The organism is Ensifer sp. ENS11 (assembly GCF_014851895.1).
GTDB lineage: Bacteria > Pseudomonadota > Alphaproteobacteria > Rhizobiales > Rhizobiaceae > Ensifer > Ensifer canadensis.
Map to the genome: position 1 here is coordinate 107,826 of NZ_JACVAN010000021.1, position 18,073 is coordinate 125,898.

The window sequence follows — 18,073 nt, forward strand, 5'->3', positions numbered from 1 at the left end:
AAGAAAAATCAGGGCCGACGGCGGTATTCCATCATCCGCGCGCGGTTGAGCACCAGTTCCACCCGGTTATCGTCGAGGGCATGCAGGCAGACACGCTTCGTCCAGGGGCCGTCATGCAGCGTGAACAGGAAGCGACCGTTGCCGAGCGCCGTCAGCGGCATGACGTTGCGCACCGGGCCAACACCCATAACCACCGCCCCGTCGCGGATCTCGAACTCTGCCCCTTCAGGGGACTGCCACGCTCCGGAGAGAGACGCCGGCACAACGTGCTGGCCGGCGACGGGCAGGAACCGCCGCGCCGCATGGCCCGCCTCGCCGACAAGCGCCGATCCCTCCAGCCGCAGCCGCATCGGCGACGAGGCCGAGCGCGAGGAAACCCACCCGTCGCCGTCGTCGTAAAGCGTGTCGTCGGCATCGAGATAGGTGCAGACGCTGCCCTTGATCTCCAGCCACCAGGGACCTTGTTCGGTGATATAGAGGCCGTCGGGAATGCCGGCTGCCGGTGTTGGCAGCGGCAAGCCGGTCAGCGCCGCCATGCTTTCGAGCGCGATCTTGTTGCCGTTGGTGTCCTCACGGTTGGAGACGACGACGAAGCCCGAGCGGCTTTCGGGGTCGAGCAGGAAGTAAGTCTTGTAGCCGGGGTGTGAGCCGCCGTGGCCGACGAAGCTACGTTCACCGAGCGTCGACGAGCGCAGGCCAAGGCTGTAGCCGCTCGGCCGTCCGTCCGCCAGGAAACGGGTCGTCTGCAACCTTTCCAGCAAACCTTCGTAACGACCGTGCCCGCCCATCAATGCCTGCAACCAGGCAGTGAGCGCATTGGCGCTTCCTGTCAGGCTGCCGGAAGCGGAGATATGCAGGCCGGCGGCGGAAAGCTGCCAGCGCTCGCCAGAGTGCCAATAACCAGGCACCAGGCTCGCGACCGGATCGTTCCAGACGTCGGGCGCCTTGAAGGTGACGCCGAGCGGTCCGGCAACGTCGTTCTGGATGAAGTCGTCGAAGGCAAAGCCCTTGCGCTCCAGCGCGGCCTCGACGAGGCGATAACCGGTGTTGGAGTAGGAGACCTCGCTGCCGGCATCGAAATTCAGCCGCCGCAGACGCGCCAGAAACGCCAGAAGCGGTGCGGCCTGTGTGTCCGTGTAGACGGAGAGGCCGAGCAGGGACAGGCATTCGCGCGTATCCGGCAGGCCGCCGCTCATATCCAGCGCCTGGCCGACCGTCACGTCGGCAAGCGGCGAGACGAGTTCGGGCAGATGGTGCCCAAGCCGGTCGTCGAGCTTGATGATGTCGTCATGGCCAAGCACCATGGCACAGAAGAAATGCTTGGTGACCGAGGCATAGCGAACGACGCTTTCGGCCGAGAATGGCGCAAACGTTGCCAGGCTTTCGACGCCGCGCGCATGCGAAAAGCGGATGCCGCTATCGTCGAAACCGACGATGGCGCCGCCCGGTTCGTTCTCCGCCCACTGCTTGGCGAATCCTTCGGCTGTGGCGGATGCGGCGTGCCAATCGAAATGTGCCGGCATGTTTTCTTCCATTGTCCTAGTTGTCACCAAGGGGCGAAGTCAGGCCGGTTCTTCCAGCCCGACGCTCAGCATACGCAACTCCGTCGTATGGGCATGGTGTGTCTTGCCCGCTCGAAGGTCCTGCGCGCTCAGTTGCTCCACCATTTCGCCGTTCAGCATGACGCCGACCTGACCGCAGAGGTGGGCGATCACCGCCAGGTTGTGGCTGACGAGAATGTAGGTGAGATTTCGCGCTTCGCGAAGATCGGACAATAGGTTGAGGATCTCAGCCTGCACCGAAACGTCGAGCGCACTCGTCGGCTCGTCGAGCAGCAACACCTGCGGATCGGCAATCAGCGCCCGGGCGATCGCCACCCGCTGACGCTGGCCGCCGGACAGCTGGTGCGGAAACCGGAAGCGGGCCGCCTGCGGCAGCGCCACGTCGGACAGCGCCTGAACGATCCGCTTGTCGATATTGTCCATGCCGTGCACGAGCGGCAATTCGCTGAGAATGCGATCGATTGTCTGGCGTGGATGCAGCGAGCCATAAGGATCCTGGAACACCATCTGCACCCGGCGGAAGAAGGCGGGTGGGCGCTTCAGTGCCGCCGCTTCACCGCCAAAGGCGATGCGACCGGCCCAGCTTTCATTGAGCCCGGCCATCGCCCTGAGGATCGTGGATTTGCCCGAGCCACTTTCGCCGACGATGCCGAAGCTGTCGCCCTTCTTCACCGAAAACGAGACACCTTTGACGACTTCGCGGTCGCCGAATCTTATGCGGAGATTTTCAACGTCGATCATGCGGTGAGCCACGATGCATCGCGGTTGAGAACAGGCAACCGGTCCCTGGGATGCGTGAGGGAAGGCATGCAGTTGAGAAGCCCCTTGGTATAGGGGTGGCGGGCGTTCAGCAGCTCGGACGCCTTCAGCTCTTCCATCACGCGGCCGGAATACATCACCGCGACGCGGTCGCAGAAATGCGACACGAGCGGCAGGTCGTGGCTGATGAGAATGAGGCCCATGTTGCGCTCCGACACCAGCTCCTCGATCAGCCGCAGGATTTCTGCCTGCACGGTCGCATCGAGCGCGCTCGTCGGTTCGTCGGCAATCAGCAGCTCCGGATCGGGTGCCAGCATCATCGCGATCATCACCCGCTGGCCCATGCCGCCCGAGACTTCGTGCGGGTAGGCGGCGGCGACTTCGCGCGGATTGCGGATTTTAACCTGGTCGAGGAGATGGATCGCCGCCTCGAGCGCTTGCCTCTTGCTGCCGCCCTTGTGGGCACGCCAGGCTTCCGCCACCTGTCGGCCGATGTTCATCACCGGGTTGAGCGAATATTTCGGATCCTGCAGGATGAAGCCCGCCCGCTTGCCACGGATCTGGCGCATCTGCTTTTCCGAGGCAGAGAGCAAATCGATGCCGTCGAAGGAGAGCCGGTCGGCTGATATGGCGGCATTGGAGGGCAGCAGCTTCATCAGCGCCCGTGCCGTCAGGCTCTTGCCCGAGCCGCTCTCGCCGACGATGCCGAGTTTCTCTGCGCCGAGTGAAAGCGAGATGCCGCGCACCGCCTCGAAGCGCGAGGAGCGGTTCTCGAAGGCGATGCGGAGGTTCTTGATATCAACCAGCATGGTCTCAGTCCCCCTTCGGATCGAGCACGTCGCGCAATCCGTCGCCGAGAAAGTTGAAGGCGAGCGACACGAGGAAGATCGCGATGCCGGGAACGGTGGCGACCCACCACTGGTCGAAGATGAATCGCTTGGCGGTGGCAATCATCGCGTCCCACTCCGGTGACGGCGGCTGCGCGCCCATGCCGAGGAAGCCGAGGCTTGCAGCGGTGATGATGATCGAGCTCATGTCGAGCGTGATGCGCACGATCAGGCTCGGCACGCAGAGCGGCGCTGCATGGCGCATGATGATGCGCCATGGCGATGCACCGGTCAGCCGGCAGGCGGCGATGAAATCGCTGCGGCGCACGGTCATGGTTTCGGCGCGGGCGAGACGCGCATAGGGCGGCCAGGCTGTGAGCGCGATGGCGAGGATGGCGCTTTCGACGCCCGGCTTCAGCGCCGCGACGAAGGCAAGCGCGAGAATGAGCCTCGGGAAGGCGAGAAACACGTCGGTGACCCGCATCAGCACCGTATCGACGATGCCGCCGAAATAACCGGCAATGCAGCCGACAGCGAGCCCGATCGGCGCCACCAGAACGACCACGGAAACCACCATGCCGAGCGTCACGCGACCGCCGAAGAGGATGCGCGAGAAGATGTCGCGGCCGAGTTCGTCGGTGCCGAGCCAATGGGCAGCACTTGGGGCGGCAAGCCGGTTGGCCAGGTTCTGGATCGCCGGATCGTGCGGCGCCAGTACCGGCGCAAACACGGCAAGCAGCGAAAAGACGAGGATGATCGTCAGCCCGATCATCGCCAGCGGGTTGGACCTGAGCTTCAGCCAGATTCGATAGCGATGACCCCAGGAGGCCTGGGTGCGGGAGGCGGGCGTTTCATCCAGCGCCCAGTTTCGAAAGGTCGTAAGCATCATCGGACGCGGGGATCCAGTACACGATAGAGAAGGTCGGCGATGAGGTTGAGGCCGACATAGATGAGGCCGATCAAAAGGGTCGCTCCGACCACGGGGTTCATGTCGGCGTTCATCAGCGACACCGTCAGGTATTGGCCGAGGCCCGGCCAGCTGAACACGGTTTCGGTAACGACGGCGCCTTCGAGAAGTCCGGCATAGGTCAGCGCCAAGACTGTCACCAGTTGCACGGCTACCGTCGGGAAGGCGTGGCTCCAGATGACGGTCGATGCGGAGAGACCCTTGGCGCGCGCGGTGATGACGAACTCGCCCTTCAGCGCATCGACCATGAAGGCTCGGGTCATGCGGGTGATGTAGGCCATGCTGAAATAGGCGAGAATGCAGACCGGCTGCGCCATGTGCGCCACGGCGTCACGGAAAGCATCCCAGTCGCCGGCGATCAGTGTATCGATCGTCAACAGGCCGGTGACCGGATCGATCATGCCGTCGAAGATCACGTCCTGGCGGCCGGGTCCCGGTGCCACGCCAAGCGTCGCGTAGAAGATCAACAGCGAGATCAGCGACAGCATGAACACCGGAACGGAATGACCGGCGAGGCAGACGACGCGGATCGCCTGATCGACGAACTTGCCCTGCCGGACGGCCGCCCAGACGCCGAGCGGAATGCCGATTGCCGCCGACAGCAGCAGCGCCGCCGTCGCCAGCTCCAGCGTAGCCGGGAAGAACCGGGCGATATCGGTCGCAACCGGGTTGCGTGTCAGGATCGACATGCCGAGATCACCGTGCAGCAATTGCCAGAGATAACGGAAGAACTGCACGATCAGCGGCTGGTCGAGCCCCATTTCGATGCGCGCGCGGGTGATCACCGCCTCGGAGGCGTTGTCGCCGACCGCGGCAATCACCGGGTCGACGGGCATGACGCGGCCGATCATGAAGGTGACGATCGTCAGGCCGAGCAGCGTCAGGAAGACGCTGCTCAACGTGGCGGAAAAGCTTCGGATACGCTTGTTCAAGCCTTGGACGCCTCTGCATAGGAATGGGAGTCCGACAGCGTGCCGAGCCGGATGCCGGCAACAGACTTGCGGCAGGCGGCCGTGGTCGTCGTCTGCAGCATGAAGATGAAGGGGCTGTGCTCCATATGGGCGCGCTGCAGCTCCTCGTAGAGCGCGATGCGCTTTGCCGGATCCTGCTCGTCGCGGGCGGCCTCGGCCTTCTTTGCCATCTCGGCGTCCTGCCAGGATGAGCGCCACAGGAAGGGGCGCGACTTGGCATCATCCGAATTGTCGGGGTTGATGTTGAAGACGTCGGCATTGGCGTGCGGGTCGAAGTAGTCCGATCCCCAGGCCGAGAGCGCCATCTGGTGCTCACGGGCGCGCATCTTGGTCAGCACCTGGCGGTTCTCGGCCGCCTGGAGCTGCACGCGGATGCCGATTTCGGCAAGGTTTGCCTGGATCGCCTGCGCCAGATCCGGATAGGGCTGTGCCGAATAATGATCCATCACGATGTCGAAACCGCCTTCGAGGCCCGCCTCGGCCATCAGCGCCTTGGCCCTGGCCACATCCTTCGTAAACGGCGTATCGTTGACGACGCCCGGATAGCCCTCGGGCAGGAAGCTCTGGTGGATCTTGTGGGTGAGGGGCACGATGTTTTCCTGCATGCCCTTGTAGTCAAGTGCGTGCTTGATCGCCTGCCAGACCTCAGGCTTTGCGAGGTTTGCCTGCTTCTGGTTGAGCGAGATCAGCACGAGCGAGGCGACGCCCTTGCGAACCAGCGCGTAGTTCTCGTCGCCCTGCAGGGTGCGCAACTGTTCGGAGCTGAGGTTGCGGGCGATGTCGGCGTCGCCCTTCTGCAGCATCAGCAGCTGCGACGACGGGTCGGCAACGTGGCGTAGGATGATGCGCTTGATATTGCCCTTGTAGGGGCCGTTCGGATTGACCGTCAGCGCGACGCTCTCGCTCGGCTTCCAGGACTGCAGCGCGAACTCGCCCGAACCGGCGGTGTTCTTCTGCAGCCAGGCGTTGCCGAGGTCGCCGTCGACTTCGTTTTCGAGCGCGGCCTTCTTCTCGACGATGCTGCCGACATTGGCCGAGAGGCAGTAGAGCAGGAAGGAGAGCGATGCCGGCTCCTCGAGCGTCAGGCGTAGGGTCGAAGCATCGACGGCGACGATGCGCTCTTCGACATTCTCCGGCGTGAAGCCGAACTGGGCGATGATGAAGGCCGGGCCTTTGTTCATCTTGATGGCGCGCTGCAGCGAGAAGGCCGCATCTTCTGACGTAACCGGCGCGCCGCTGGCAAAGGTTGCGCCTGCGCGAAGCTTGAAGGTGAACCCCTTGCTGTCGGCATCGGTTTCCCAGGATTCAGCCAGGATCGGGTCGACCTTGTTGGCATCATCAAGGTTGGGATGAACGAGCTTCTGGTAGATATTGCCGCAGATTTCGCTGCCGACTGCCTCGAAGCTCTCATGCGGATCGAGGCTGGTCATGTTGTCGAGCTGCTGAGCGACAACCAGAATGTCCTTCGGCGTTTCGGCGAAGGCCGGAACCAGGCTGACATAGGACAGAAACGGCACGGCAGCGCCGCCGATCAACAGGTTGCGTCTGGAAATCATCGGAAATATCCCCTTCTCGGACTTAACGTCATGCGAACGGCCGTCGTGAGGTTTTCGCAGTTCACCTCACCGCCAACCGTGTTCCCTTGTTAGTGGCCGGATTAAGCACAACATGGCTTGGTGCTACCAATTCCGATTTCGGCAGGGCCTATGCATGGTTTGCATTTGCGCCGATGGACGGCTTTCCCCTAGGGCTGTCAGATGATTATGTTCGCGCGCGACGGCCAGTTTGAGTCGTGCGCAGTCGGCCGCCGTGGGCGGCAAACAAGTTGAAAGGCGGTCCCCAATTGGCAACACAGGCGAAAATTCCGGTCTTCGATGGACATAACGATGTGTTGTCCCGCTTGTGGCACTCGCAGCAGGCAGACGCCGAGGCCCGCTTCGTTGACGGCGGCGGCAGCGGTCATATCGATCTCGTCAAGGCGGAAAAAGGTGGGCTCGCCGGTGGTCTTTGCGCTGTCTATGTCGCGTCGCCCAGCATGCAGAAGGATGCCAATGGCGATTTCGCAACGCCGGATCAGCAGGATGCGCTGAAGAGCACGCTCGGCATGGCAAGCCTGCTCATGCGGCTTGAGCGGCGAGCGAGCGGCCGTCTGAAGATCTGCCGGTCGGCAGCCGATATCCGCCAGGCCATCGCCGACGGTGTGTTCGCCTCGGTGCTCCACGTCGAAGGTGTCGAAGCCTTCGCCGCCGATCTCGATGCGCTTTACGTGCTGCACGCCGCCGGCCTGCGCACGCTCGGGCCTGTCTGGAGCCGGCCGAACATCTTTGCCTATGGTGTGCCGTTCCGTTTCCCGTCGTCGCCGGATATCGGTCCCGGCCTGACGGAAAGCGGCAAGGATCTGATCCGGGCGTGCAACGAGCTCAGGGTCATGGTCGACCTGTCGCACATGAACGAGCAGGGATTCTGGGACATTGCCGCTCTGTCCAATGCGCCGCTGGTCGCCTCGCATTCCAACGTGCATGCGCTTTGCCCGCACAGCCGCAACCTCACGGATCGCCAACTCGACGCCATCAAGGATACCAGCGGCCTTGCCGGCATCAATTTCGGCGTGTTGTTCTTGCGGTCTGATGGCATCAAGAACCCGGACACCAGCCTCGAGCTTTTGGCCGATCACATCGACTACATCGCCAACCGCATCGGCATCGATCATGTCGCGCTCGGCTCCGACTTTGACGGCACCACGATCCCCGCGGCGATGCGCGACGCGGCCGACCTGCAGCAACTGGTCGACGTGCTCCGCAAGCGAGGTTACGACGAGGCGACGCTCGCCAAGGTTTGCCACGGCAACTGGATCCGGGTGCTGGAAACGACCTGGGGCGCGTAAGATAGGGCGCGCAGCGAGCCTTATCAGTTCGCTGCGATTGCTGCTCCTGCCTCGTCGAACAGCGACGATCTCGCCGCATCAATACTGATGCCCACGGTCTCGCCGATGCGATAGGGCGTATCGGCGGGGGCGCTGACGTTGATCAACCCGAGTTTGCCGGCGCGCACGAAGACGCTGGTGTTGCCGCCAAGATATTCGCTGACCTCGACGGTGCCCCGGCAATGGCCGCTTTCGGGCGAAACCAGAGACAGATGTTCGGGCCGGGCGCCCAGATGCGCTGGCGCTGCAGCGCCGGATACTCGCAGCTGAATGCTGCCTTCGCCGGATAGGTCGAGCCCGCTAGCGCCGGGCTGGCAGGCCAGAAGGTTCATCTTCGGACTGCCGATGAACTGGGCGACAAACAGATTGGCGGGCGTCTGGTAGAGCGCCTGCGGGCTGCCCTGCTGCATGATGCGTCCGTCCTTCATCACCACGATCCTGTCGGCAAGTGTCATCGCCTCCACCTGATCGTGGGTGACGTAGATCATCGTCGCGCCGAGGGTGCGGTGCAGCTTGGCGATTTCGAGCCGCATGTCGACGCGTAGCGCCGCATCGAGATTGGAGAGCGGCTCGTCGAAGAGGAAACCGACGGGTTCGCGAACGATCGCTCGGCCGATCGCGACGCGCTGGCGCTGGCCGCCGGACAATTCCTTCGGGTAACGCTCGAGCAGGTGGGTGAGCTTCAAGGTCTCGGCGGCCGCCTCGACCTTGGCCTTGATCCGCCCAGTGGGCAGCTTTGCCAGCTTGAGGCCGAACCCCATGTTGCGGCGGACCGTCATGTGCGGGTAGAGCGCGTAGGACTGGAACACCATAGCGAGCTTGCGCTCGACCGGGGAGGCCGCAGTCACGTCGCGGCCGTCGATGAAGAGCTGGCCGGAGGTGGTCTCCTCCAGCCCGGCGATCATGCGCAGCAGTGTGGACTTACCGCAGCCGGAAGGGCCGACGATGACGACGAATTCGCCGTCGGCGATGTCGAGGTCGAGTTCGCGGATGATCTCCAGGTTGCCGTATTGCTTGCCGGCCTTTTTAAGTGAAATCGTAGCCATGGTTGTCTCCGAAATAAAGGTCAGCCCTTGACCGCGCCTGCTGTCATCGAGCCGCTGATCTGGCGATACATGATGAGGCCGAGCAGGACCGGGGGAAGCGCGCCGACGATCATCACGGCAGACGCCACGCCCCATTGCACGCCGCCGCCGCTGGCGGCGAAGAAGAACGAGGCGCCGACGGTGATTGGTACGGCCTTGGACGTCGTCAGCATCAGGCCGAACAGGAACTCGTTCCAGGCGGTGATGAAGCCGAAGATCAGGCTGGTGACGATGGCAGGGCGGCAGACAGGGGCGATCACCTTGAAGAGGATCTGCGTCCGGCTGGCGCCATCCATGAGCGCGGCCTCGTCGAGCTCGGCCGGCAGGTCACGGATGGCGTTGACGAGGATAACGAGCGCCAGCGGCAGGTTGACGATGGTCAGGATCAGCCCGAGGCCGAGACGGGTGTCGAGCAGCGCCAGCCACTGGAACATCATATAGAGCGGGATCGCGAAGATGATGAGCGGAACGGCGCGCAGGTTGACGATGAACGGCAGCAGCGTCCGCTCGCCGAGCCGGCCGCGGGCAATCGCGTAAGCCGCGGGAAGGGCGAGCGCCACCGCCAGCAACGTGCCGATCAAGGCGACCGAGAGGCTGTTGAACAGATAGAGGAAGATGTTCAACCGGTCCGTCACCTGGAAGACCGCGAGATAGTTGTCGAGCGTTGGCGACTGCACCCAAAGGCCGGGATTGGTCGACAGCTCTCTGGTGCTCTTGAACGAGGTCGAAAGGGTCACCAGGATCGGAAAGTTCATGGCGAATGCGGCGATCGCAAATACCAGCCAGCGAAGTGCTGTCATCATCGGGCCGCTCCCTTCCGCCGGCTGGCAATGAAATTGAGGCCGTAGAGGACGGCAAAGGAGACGACGAACAGGATCACCGAGGCGGCGACCGCCTTGCCGATGGCACCCTGCTTGAAGAACGCCTCGTAGATGTAGATCGACAGCGATGCCGTCGAGCCGCCGGGGCCGCTGCCGGTCAGGACATAGACGTTGTCGAAGACGCGGAAGCCGTCGATGAAACGGATGAGCAAGGCCACGACGATCGTCGGCAGCATCAAGGGCAATTCGATGTACCAGAGCCGATGATGACTCTTGGCGCCGTCCATGGCCGAAGCTTCGGCGATCTCGGAGGGGATCGCCTGGTAGGCCATGTAGAACAGCAGCAGCGCGAACGGCGTCCACTGCAGCGTCTCGACGACCACGAGCGTCCAGAAGGCTGAGCCGGGGCCGAGAAACGACAGGCTCGCGCCGAAATAGGTCCAGAGATAATAGGGCACGGGGCCGACGAACTCGTGTAGGACGAGCCGATACATCAGGCCGACCAGCGCCGGCGCTACCATCAGCGGCAGCATCAGGATCGCCATCAGCCAGCTGCGCCGCTCGATCAGCGGCGACAGGAATATGGCGAGGAAAAGCCCGAGTGTGCATTCGAGTGCGGCCGTCAGAAGACCAAAGCGGAACGAGAACCAGCTTGCCTGCCAGAAGGCGCTATCGCTCCACACGGCGGCGAAATTCTTGAAGCCGGACAATTCGGGCTGGCGCAACGTCTCGAACGAGACGTCGGAGACCGAATAGATCAGGTTGACGATCGCGGGAAAGCCGAGAAAGACAAGGAGGAACAGCACCACGGGCGTGGCGAGTAACCTGAATTCCTGGACAAGGGGGCGTTGCGAGGCTTTCGTCATCGGACCGATCTGTGTCTACCTGTCTTAGGGTGTCGGCGGCTCACGGAGAGACAGTTCCCGGCGGGCGCCTGTCACTCCTTAACTACCGGTCTTGCCGAAGGGCACCGGCGACAGTCACCCGCCGCCGGTGCTTTCGCTTATTTCAGCAGTTCGGCCATGCCCTTTTCGGTATTGGCGAGCGCATCGTCGATCGATTGCTGGCCGGACCAGTAACCGGTGAACTCCTTGGCCTGCAGTTCATAGACCGACAGCGCCTTGGCCGAGGTGCCGCCGTTCATGACGTAACCGTACTTGCCGGCGAATTCGCCGAGCTTGACCAGATCCGGCCGTGCTTCCGCGACTTCGGCGACCACCTCGGGTGTCAACGCCGGTGCGCCGTTGTTCCTGGCATAGATCAGCGCCGCTTCTTTCGAAGACAGCCATTTCAGGAACAGGGCCGCCCCTTCCTTGTTCTCGGCGTTCTTGTTGAGACCGAAGCCGAGGCCGTGGATATGGGTGAAGCGCCCTTCCGGACCGGCGGGAGGGGCTACGGTATCGGTGACCTCGGCCACAGTGGGTGACTTTTCCTTACTGGTCAGATCGCCGGCGGCGGCGTTCCATTGCAGCATGGCCGCCACCTGACCGGAAGCAAAGGCCGCGTTCGCTTCCGCAAACTCGTAGGAGAGCGAGTCGCGCGGGGTTGCGCCGTTGTCGTAGAGCAGCTTGTAGATTTCCAGGCCCTTGCGATAGGCGTCGGAATTGACGGTGATCTTGCCGCTGTCGTCCATCCAGTTGGCGCCGTAGGCACGCGGCACCGACTGCCAGATCATGATGTTGAACAGCAGGTTCTTGAGCTGCAGCACGGTGCCGTAGCGCGTCGGGCTGTCCGGATTGACGGCTTGCGTGAAGTAAAGCGCCGTTGCGGCATAGTCGTCCCAGGTCCATTCGTCCGGAGCCTTCGGCTCCAGCTTTTTGCCCAGGTATTTCTCCGAGATCTCCGCATATTTCGCCTTTGCCGCATCGTCCTTCATCAGGGCGTCGATGAGGTCCTTGCGGAAGTACATGAAATGCAGCGACAGGTCGGTCGGCACGCCGTACTGCTTGCCTTCATACTGCATCGTCGAAAGCACCGAGTCGCCATAGACGGCCTTGGCCTCTTCAGACAGTACGACCGGCTCCATGAACGGCGCGTAGCGGCCGATCGAGTAGGTGGCGAGCAGGTTGAGGTCGAATGCCTTGGAGCCGGCGGCAAGGTCGGCCTGCAGCTTGTCCCAGAAGCCCTCACGGTTGAAGAACAGCAGCTCGACCTTGTCCTTGTCGGCAACGTCGGGCTTTGCGTTGTAGGTGTCAGCGGCGGCGCGCAGCGCCACTTCCTCCGGGCCGCCGGGCCAGCCGAGCACGGTGACTTCTGCCAGTGTCGGGCTTGCCAGAAGGCCGGCGATACTGGCTGCGAGCAGCGCTCCTCGTTTCATGGTCGCAAGTGTCATCTTTGGTTCTCCCTCAAAGTTGTTGTTGACGCTCTGCAAGATCTGCGATTCCGACCACGCCAGCGTTCTCCCCGAGTTCGGCGGCGTGGATCGATGGCTTGAGGCGCGGCGGAAGGTCGCCCAGCGCGCGCTCGATGGATGTCAGGTAGCCCGGCGCCAGCCCAATGCCGCCGCCGATGACGATTCGCTTCGGATCGAGCGCGAGTTGAATATTGCGGCACAGCAAAGCCGTTTGGCGTGCCGAGGCCTCGACGATCCGGCGCGCCCACTCCTGCCCGGCGTCGGCCGCTGCAAAGACCTCGCGGGCGGTGGCATCCTTTTGATGGACGCTGGCCTCCCCGGCTATCCAATGGCCGGAAACCTGGTCTTCGAGCGTATGGTGCGTCGCCTCATCAAGGCGGAACTGGCCAAAGTGCCCGGCAAGGCCCCCGAGCAGACGGCCGTTGACGACGATGCCGCCACCAATGCCTGTTGAAACCGTGAGGAAAACCATGTCCTCGCGCCGGCCGGCGCCGAAGCTGAACTCGCCCCAGGCCGCCGCCTGGGCGTCGTTGGCGGCAAGGACGGGCGAGCCCGAAAGTGCCGCGACCACGTCGGTCAGCGGGAAGCGATCGGGGATATCGAGCGTGTTGCGGTTGATCGCCGACCAATGGCCATCGTCGACGATGCCGGTAACGGCGACGCCGACCTTGTCGTAGCGACCGTTCCACATGGCGATGGCGTCGAACAAAGCCTGCAGCCATTCGGCCGGATCGCCGCCGCGGGGTGTCGCCATCTTGTGCGTTTCGAGAACGGTCCGGTCGCGCACCAGCGCCGCCAGCATCTTCGTGCCGCCAAGGTCGATGGAGAGGGTGGCCTGCGCCTGCGCCATCACATTCATGCCCCGCTCGATGCCAGGGTTTCGTCGAGCGCTGTGCGGAACCAGGAGGTCACGTGTTCCGGCCGGGTAATGGCGGAGCCGACAACGACGGTGAAGGCGCCGACCCGCAGCGCTTGCGACGCCTGTTCCGGGGTGCGGACGCAGCCTTCCGCAACGACGAAGGGTGTGAGCCTGCGCATGGCGGCAATGAGCGCGAAGTCCGGTTCGGTCGGCTCCACCGGTCCGGTGTAGCCGGCGAGTGTCGAGCCGACGATTTCGGCGCCTTCGCGCAAGGCCTGCGCCGCGTCGCTGCTGACAGAGCAATCGGCCATGGCGATCTTTCCTGTTGCCTGGATGCGCTCGATCAGGCGCCTGGTCTCGACCGGGCGCGTCCGTTGCGTGGCGTCATAGGCGATGATATCCGCGCCCGCCGCGGCCAATGCGTCTACATCCTCGATCAGCGGCGTGATGCGAACAGGCGAGGTCGTCAGGTCGCGCTTGACGAGGCCGATGATCGGCCGGTCGGTCGCCTGGCGAACGGCGCGGACGTAGTCGGCAGATTCGATCCGGAGCGCCGCCGCACCGCCATTAAGCGCCGCCAAGGCGAAGCCGACGACCATCGCCGCGTTGTCCATGACGCCGCCTTTGACCGGCTGGCAGGAAACGATCAATCCGTTCTTCAGGCTTTGGATCTCGAATGTCACGCCGGCTCCTCTGGCGCGGGTAACGACCTTTGGCGATATCAGCCGCTCCCCGCACGCATTTGCTACTCGGCCGCATCATGGCTTTGAGGCTGTGTCAGCCCGTACCGTTGCGACCCGATCAGGCCATTACGGTAACAGGGCAAGACCAGATTGCAACAGGAATTAAACTGGTATTATCGCATCAATTCGATGACGAAGTCGTAGACGTCGCCGCGATATTTGGTCTGGGTAAACTCGACGATCTGGCCGTCGGCGAGGAAGCAGCGGCGCTCCATGATCAAAAGGCTGGTGCCTTCGGGTGTCGCGAGCAGGCGGCGTTCTTCCTCGCTCGCCGGCTTTGCCTGCATGCGCTGCAGCGCCCGGACGGGAAGGGCGCCATGGGCGGCCAGATACTCGTAGAGCGAGGCGCCGATCGCCTCAGGCTGCGGCACGAAACGGGCGGGGAGTGCCGCGGTCTCGATGGCAATCGGGGTGTTGTCGGCGGTGCGCAGCCGCCGCAGGCGAACGATCTTTTCGCTGACGGGAATGCCGAGCGCCATCATCTCTGCCGGCGACGGGCGGCTGATCTCCCGCGAAATCCAGACGCATCCGGGTTCGAGCCCGCGCGACCGCATATCCTCCGAAAAGCTTGTCATCGTCGCCAGCGATTTTTCGACACGCGAAGAGACGACGGTCTTTGCGCCCTGGCGCCGATCCAATAGCCCTTCGGCGACCAGGCCCTCAATGGCTTTTCTCACTGTCACGCGCGATATCGCCAGACCCTCGCTCAGGTCCCGCTCGCTCGGAATGACTGCACCATGCCGTATGACGGAGGCGCCGATCGCCGCCTTGATCGCTTCGCCGAGCCGGCGGTAGAGCGGCTCGCCGCTCTCGCCGGACATGGTCTGCAACAGAAAATCGAGAGTTGCCTGATCGCTCATGGAGACACCTGCTTGAGATGCCTCCTTATGCAATATTTTTGCCCGGTGTTAAACTGGTATTGTACTGGGGGCCGAATTTTACGGCTTTTACCAAGCCGGTGCACGGCTCGACCGTTTATCAAGCCAGACTCAACGTCTGGCCTGCGGTGCCTGCACGATCGCCGCGACGATGAGGCGTACCAGTGGCAGCACGAGCAGCAGGCTTGGAAACGCCACCAGCCACGAAATGCCCCAGGCCTTCATCCACAGGGAGAACAGATCGGCTCTGAAGCCGGCATTGGCCGTGGTCGAGACGGCCGAGACGAGGCAGGACATCAGCACCGACAGCACCAGTGGCATGGCGACGGCGTTATAGCGCGGAGGAAGTTTCTTCGGCATTTGGGTCATGCTCCGGTTTCAAGGTTCAGGCGTGGGGCTGAAGGCGGGGATTGGCGCCGGCCGCCAGCTCTTCGATGAAGGACTGCAGGCTCCGGGGTTCCCGCCCAAGAGCGGCCCTGAGCGACAGGCTGTTGCCGCCAAGGCCGACGGCTGCGTAGTGCTCATAAACCTTGGCGAGCAGGCCTAGCTGGTGCTCGGTGTATTTTGCCCGCGCCGGAGCGGCCCATTCGTGGAAGCCGATCTCACCGGCCGCGATCGGCCGGCCAAGCGCCTTTGCCATCATCTCGGCGATCTCTTCCCTGTTGTGGCGACCATCGGCGCAGAGCTCGAGGCTGGCGTAGGCGAGCCGGTCCTCGGTCAGCGCGATTGCCGCCACCTCGGCGACGTCACGATAGTCGACGCGTGCCACACGCGCGGTCTTCGGAAAGGGTTCGGAAAAGACGCCCTGTTCGACGACGGTCGGCCAGGCTGAGCGGATGTTCTGCATGAAGTTTGCCGGGTGCAGGATGGTGTATTCGAGATTGGACGAATAGAGCGCATCCTCGACCGGTATCTTGGCAGCATGGTTCTTCAGCCGCGTGTTCGTCGGCTGGATGACCGAGGAGAAGACGAATTTTCGCACACCCGCACGGACCGACGCGTCGACCATCGCGATGCCCATCGCCGTTTCGTCCGGCGCGAAAGCCGGTCCGAGATGAAAGACGCCGTCGACGCCCTGCAGTGCGATGTCGAGGCTGTCGCGATCTCTAAGGTCGCCGACCGCAACCTGTCGGGCGCCAAGTGATTGCGCCAGGCCGATATTGGACTGATCCCTGATCAGGGCGCGCAAGACGGCGCCGCGGCGGACCAGTTCGGGCATGACAAGCCCGGCAAACCGGCCGGTTGCCCCGACGACAAGTATCCTATTTCCGGTCGCTTTCTTGCCTCTCGCTGTCATGCGATTTCGCCTTCCTGTGCTCGTCACTTCAATGTGAACGCAGATTATCGTTCGGCAAAAATTTGGACAATCATCCAAAAATGTGATTTATTCTCTACAAAAGCGGGATAATGGAATGAGCCGTATCGAAGACCTGGAAGTGTTCGTCGCCGTGGTGGAACTCGGCAGCCTGACGGCGGCGGCCAGCCGTCTTGCGCGGCCGTTGCAAACCGTCAGCCGTGCGCTTGCCGCTCTTGAAGACGATATTGGCGTGGAACTCATCCACCGCACGACGCGCCGCTCGACGCCGAGCGAGGCTGGCGAAATCTTCTATCGCCGGATCAAACCTGCCGTCGATGAAATCCGCGAAGCCAGGCTTGAGGCGGCACAGCGACGGATGGAGCCTTCAGGCGTGCTGCGGATCGGCGCGCCAGCGCTGTTTGCCCCGCGCTTCCTGATGCCGATCGTCGCCGAGTACATGCGGAAACATCGAAAGGTCGAGGTCGAACTCGACCTTTCCGATGCGTTCGTCGACCTCGCAGACGGCGGGCTCGACATGGTGGTGCGGATTGGAGACCTTGCTGACTCCGGTCTGATGGGAAAGCGATTGGGCGCGCTGCGCCGTGTGGTTTTCGGCACGCCGTCCTATTTCGCCGACCATGGCCGGCCGATGCATCCAAATGAACTCAAGCAGCACAATTGTGTCGTTCGTTCAGGTGGCGACCGGCCCGGCGCGTGGATGTTCTCGATCGACGGCAAGCCGCGTGAGGTCAAAGTAGCCGGCCCGTTGCGGGTAAACGCCATGACGGCAATCTATGCCGCCGTCTGCGAGGGGCTCGGTCTTGGCTACTCTCCGCTCTGGCAGATCGAGCACTTGATCGCCGAGGGTCGGGTCGAGATTGTACTTCAAGAGTTCGAGCCTGCGCCCGTTCCGATCCACGTGCTGTGGCGCGAGGGCAGGGTGCCGACGGCAAAGGTCCGGACATTTATCGACCTCCTCAGCAAACGGCTCAAACTCGATCATCTCTGACGGAGGCTGCGCGCACCTGCCGTCTACTTCGCGAACTTCTTTGCGCCGGCTACGCACAGCACGATGGCGCCGGTGACAGCCAGCATAGCCCAGCTAACCGGCTCGTGGAGAAGCGCTGCAGCAAGCGTGAGGCCGAAGAACGGTTGAAGCAGCTGCAACTGTCCGACGCCGGCGACGCCGCCAAGCGCGAGTCCGCGATACCAGAAGACGAAGCCGATCAGCATGCTGAAGACCGAGACATAGGCAAGCCCGGTCCAGGCCGCGCCATTCACCATCTCGAAGGACGGCGGGTTCGTGAAGAGGCCGATACCGATCATGACCGGCAGCGACAGTACCAGCGCCCAGCAGATCACTTGCCAGCCGCCGAGCTTGCGCGACAGGCTTGCTCCCTCGGCATAACCAAGACCGCAGACGATGATTGCGGCAAGCATCAGGAGGTCGCCGACCGGCGAGGCCGAAAAGCCCTGCGTGAGCGCGAAACCGGCAACCAGTGCACTGCCGAGGCAGGAAAACAGCCAGAAGGCCGGATGCGGTCGCTCGCCGCCGCGAAGCACGCCGAAGACTGCGGTCGCCAAGGGCAACAATCCGACGAAGACGATCGAATGGGCCGATGTCACATGCTCAAGCGCCAGCGCGGTCAGCAGCGGAAAACCGAGTACGACGCCGAAGGCAACGATCGCCAACGAGAAGAGATCGGCACGTGTCGGCTTGGGTTGGCGAAAGACAAGGAGCAGGCAGAGCGCAAGTGCACCGGCGATGGCCGCGCGCGCGACCGTCAGGAACACCGGGTCGAAGTCCATGACGGCAGCGCGTGTGGCCGGCAGCGAGCCGCTGAAAATCAACACACCCAGAAAGCCGTTTATCCAGCCGGTCGTCGTTCTGTCCATTGTCGTCTCCAATGAAAGAACACAAGGGGCGAAACGCCTTCGATTGGCGGCTTTTCCTTGGGTTCGGTTGGTTATTGATCGGCATTTTCGCCGATCGGCTAAATCTCTTCCTTCCGCGCGACAGGCATCTGC

General features: G+C 63.1%; 18 protein-coding genes. 2 read left to right on the forward strand and 16 right to left on the reverse strand.

Annotated features, from left to right (window positions below; all coding sequences use genetic code 11):
- Window positions 1-8: 8 nt before the first annotated feature.
- Genes IB264_RS28085 through IB264_RS28110 form a run of 6 tightly spaced genes read right to left on the reverse strand, consistent with a single transcriptional unit; the run spans window position 9 to window position 6,642 of the window.
- Window positions 9-1,523 carry a serine hydrolase gene (locus tag IB264_RS28085; RefSeq protein WP_025428395.1) on the reverse strand — a complete coding sequence of 505 codons (1,515 nt, stop codon included), beginning with the start codon at window positions 1,521-1,523 and terminating at the stop codon, window positions 9-11.
- 39 nt (window positions 1,524-1,562) lie between these two features.
- Window positions 1,563-2,303 carry an ABC transporter ATP-binding protein gene (locus IB264_RS28090; protein WP_025428396.1) on the reverse strand — a complete coding sequence of 247 codons (741 nt, stop codon included), beginning with the start codon at window positions 2,301-2,303 and terminating at the stop codon, window positions 1,563-1,565.
- Entirely contained in the window at window positions 2,300-3,130 is an 831-nt protein-coding gene (locus IB264_RS28095) for an ABC transporter ATP-binding protein (RefSeq protein ID WP_025428397.1), read from the reverse strand. The genes IB264_RS28090 and IB264_RS28095 overlap by 4 nt, the downstream gene beginning before the upstream one ends.
- Window positions 3,131-3,134: 4 nt before the next feature.
- On the reverse strand, window positions 3,135-4,037 hold the full coding sequence (locus IB264_RS28100; RefSeq protein ID WP_192434426.1) for an ABC transporter permease: 903 nt from the start codon (window positions 4,035-4,037) through the stop codon (window positions 3,135-3,137).
- Complete coding sequence (locus tag IB264_RS28105) at window positions 4,034-5,047, reverse strand: ABC transporter permease (protein WP_025428399.1); 1,014 nt, start codon at window positions 5,045-5,047, stop codon at window positions 4,034-4,036. The genes IB264_RS28100 and IB264_RS28105 overlap by 4 nt, the downstream gene beginning before the upstream one ends.
- Window positions 5,044-6,642, reverse strand: coding sequence for an ABC transporter substrate-binding protein (locus IB264_RS28110; RefSeq protein WP_025428400.1), 1,599 nt, complete (start codon window positions 6,640-6,642; stop codon window positions 5,044-5,046). The genes IB264_RS28105 and IB264_RS28110 overlap by 4 nt, the downstream gene beginning before the upstream one ends.
- A gap of 287 nt (window positions 6,643-6,929) precedes the next feature.
- On the opposite strand from IB264_RS28110, the gene IB264_RS28115 reads away from it, so the two are divergent.
- Window positions 6,930-7,970 (forward strand): dipeptidase, encoded by a 1,041-nt coding sequence (locus tag IB264_RS28115; RefSeq protein ID WP_025428401.1) that lies wholly within the window; start codon window positions 6,930-6,932, stop codon window positions 7,968-7,970.
- Between the two features lie 23 nt (window positions 7,971-7,993).
- Here IB264_RS28115 and IB264_RS28120 read toward each other — a convergent pair whose 3' ends face one another.
- From IB264_RS28120 to IB264_RS28155, 9 genes are all read right to left on the reverse strand, one after another.
- A complete protein-coding gene (locus IB264_RS28120) occupies window positions 7,994-9,055 on the reverse strand; it encodes an ABC transporter ATP-binding protein (RefSeq protein WP_025428402.1) in 1,062 nt (353 codons plus the stop codon).
- A gap of 20 nt (window positions 9,056-9,075) precedes the next feature.
- Window positions 9,076-9,897 carry a carbohydrate ABC transporter permease gene (locus IB264_RS28125; RefSeq protein WP_025428403.1) on the reverse strand — a complete coding sequence of 274 codons (822 nt, stop codon included), beginning with the start codon at window positions 9,895-9,897 and terminating at the stop codon, window positions 9,076-9,078.
- Window positions 9,894-10,781, reverse strand: a complete 888-nt coding sequence (locus IB264_RS28130; protein ID WP_025428404.1) for a carbohydrate ABC transporter permease — start codon at window positions 10,779-10,781, stop codon at window positions 9,894-9,896. Before IB264_RS28130 ends, IB264_RS28125 begins: the two co-directional genes overlap by 4 nt.
- A gap of 137 nt (window positions 10,782-10,918) precedes the next feature.
- On the reverse strand, window positions 10,919-12,247 hold the full coding sequence (locus IB264_RS28135; protein ID WP_038577782.1) for an extracellular solute-binding protein: 1,329 nt from the start codon (window positions 12,245-12,247) through the stop codon (window positions 10,919-10,921).
- Between the two features lie 13 nt (window positions 12,248-12,260).
- On the reverse strand, window positions 12,261-13,127 hold the full coding sequence (locus IB264_RS34840; protein WP_246811837.1) for an ROK family protein: 867 nt from the start codon (window positions 13,125-13,127) through the stop codon (window positions 12,261-12,263).
- Complete coding sequence (locus IB264_RS34845; protein WP_038577785.1) at window positions 13,124-13,810, reverse strand: N-acetylmannosamine-6-phosphate 2-epimerase; 687 nt, start codon at window positions 13,808-13,810, stop codon at window positions 13,124-13,126. Before IB264_RS34845 ends, IB264_RS34840 begins: the two co-directional genes overlap by 4 nt.
- 173 nt (window positions 13,811-13,983) lie before the next feature.
- Window positions 13,984-14,730, reverse strand: a complete 747-nt coding sequence (locus tag IB264_RS28145; RefSeq protein WP_025428406.1) for a GntR family transcriptional regulator — start codon at window positions 14,728-14,730, stop codon at window positions 13,984-13,986.
- 129 nt (window positions 14,731-14,859) lie between these two features.
- Window positions 14,860-15,108: a DUF2798 domain-containing protein gene (locus IB264_RS28150; RefSeq protein WP_198956878.1), complete on the reverse strand. Its 249-nt coding sequence runs from the start codon at window positions 15,106-15,108 to the stop codon at window positions 14,860-14,862.
- 25 nt (window positions 15,109-15,133) lie between these two features.
- Window positions 15,134-16,045 carry an NmrA/HSCARG family protein gene (locus IB264_RS28155; protein WP_025428407.1) on the reverse strand — a complete coding sequence of 304 codons (912 nt, stop codon included), beginning with the start codon at window positions 16,043-16,045 and terminating at the stop codon, window positions 15,134-15,136.
- Between the two features lie 115 nt (window positions 16,046-16,160).
- Between IB264_RS28155 and IB264_RS28160 the strand changes: the two genes are divergently transcribed.
- Window positions 16,161-17,054: a LysR family transcriptional regulator gene (locus IB264_RS28160; protein WP_025428408.1), complete on the forward strand. Its 894-nt coding sequence runs from the start codon at window positions 16,161-16,163 to the stop codon at window positions 17,052-17,054.
- A 23-nt stretch (window positions 17,055-17,077) separates the two neighbouring features.
- Here the strand turns inward: IB264_RS28160 and IB264_RS28165 are convergent, their stop codons facing one another.
- Entirely contained in the window at window positions 17,078-17,941 is an 864-nt protein-coding gene (locus IB264_RS28165; RefSeq protein ID WP_025428409.1) for a DMT family transporter, read from the reverse strand.
- Window positions 17,942-18,073 lie beyond the last annotated feature (132 nt).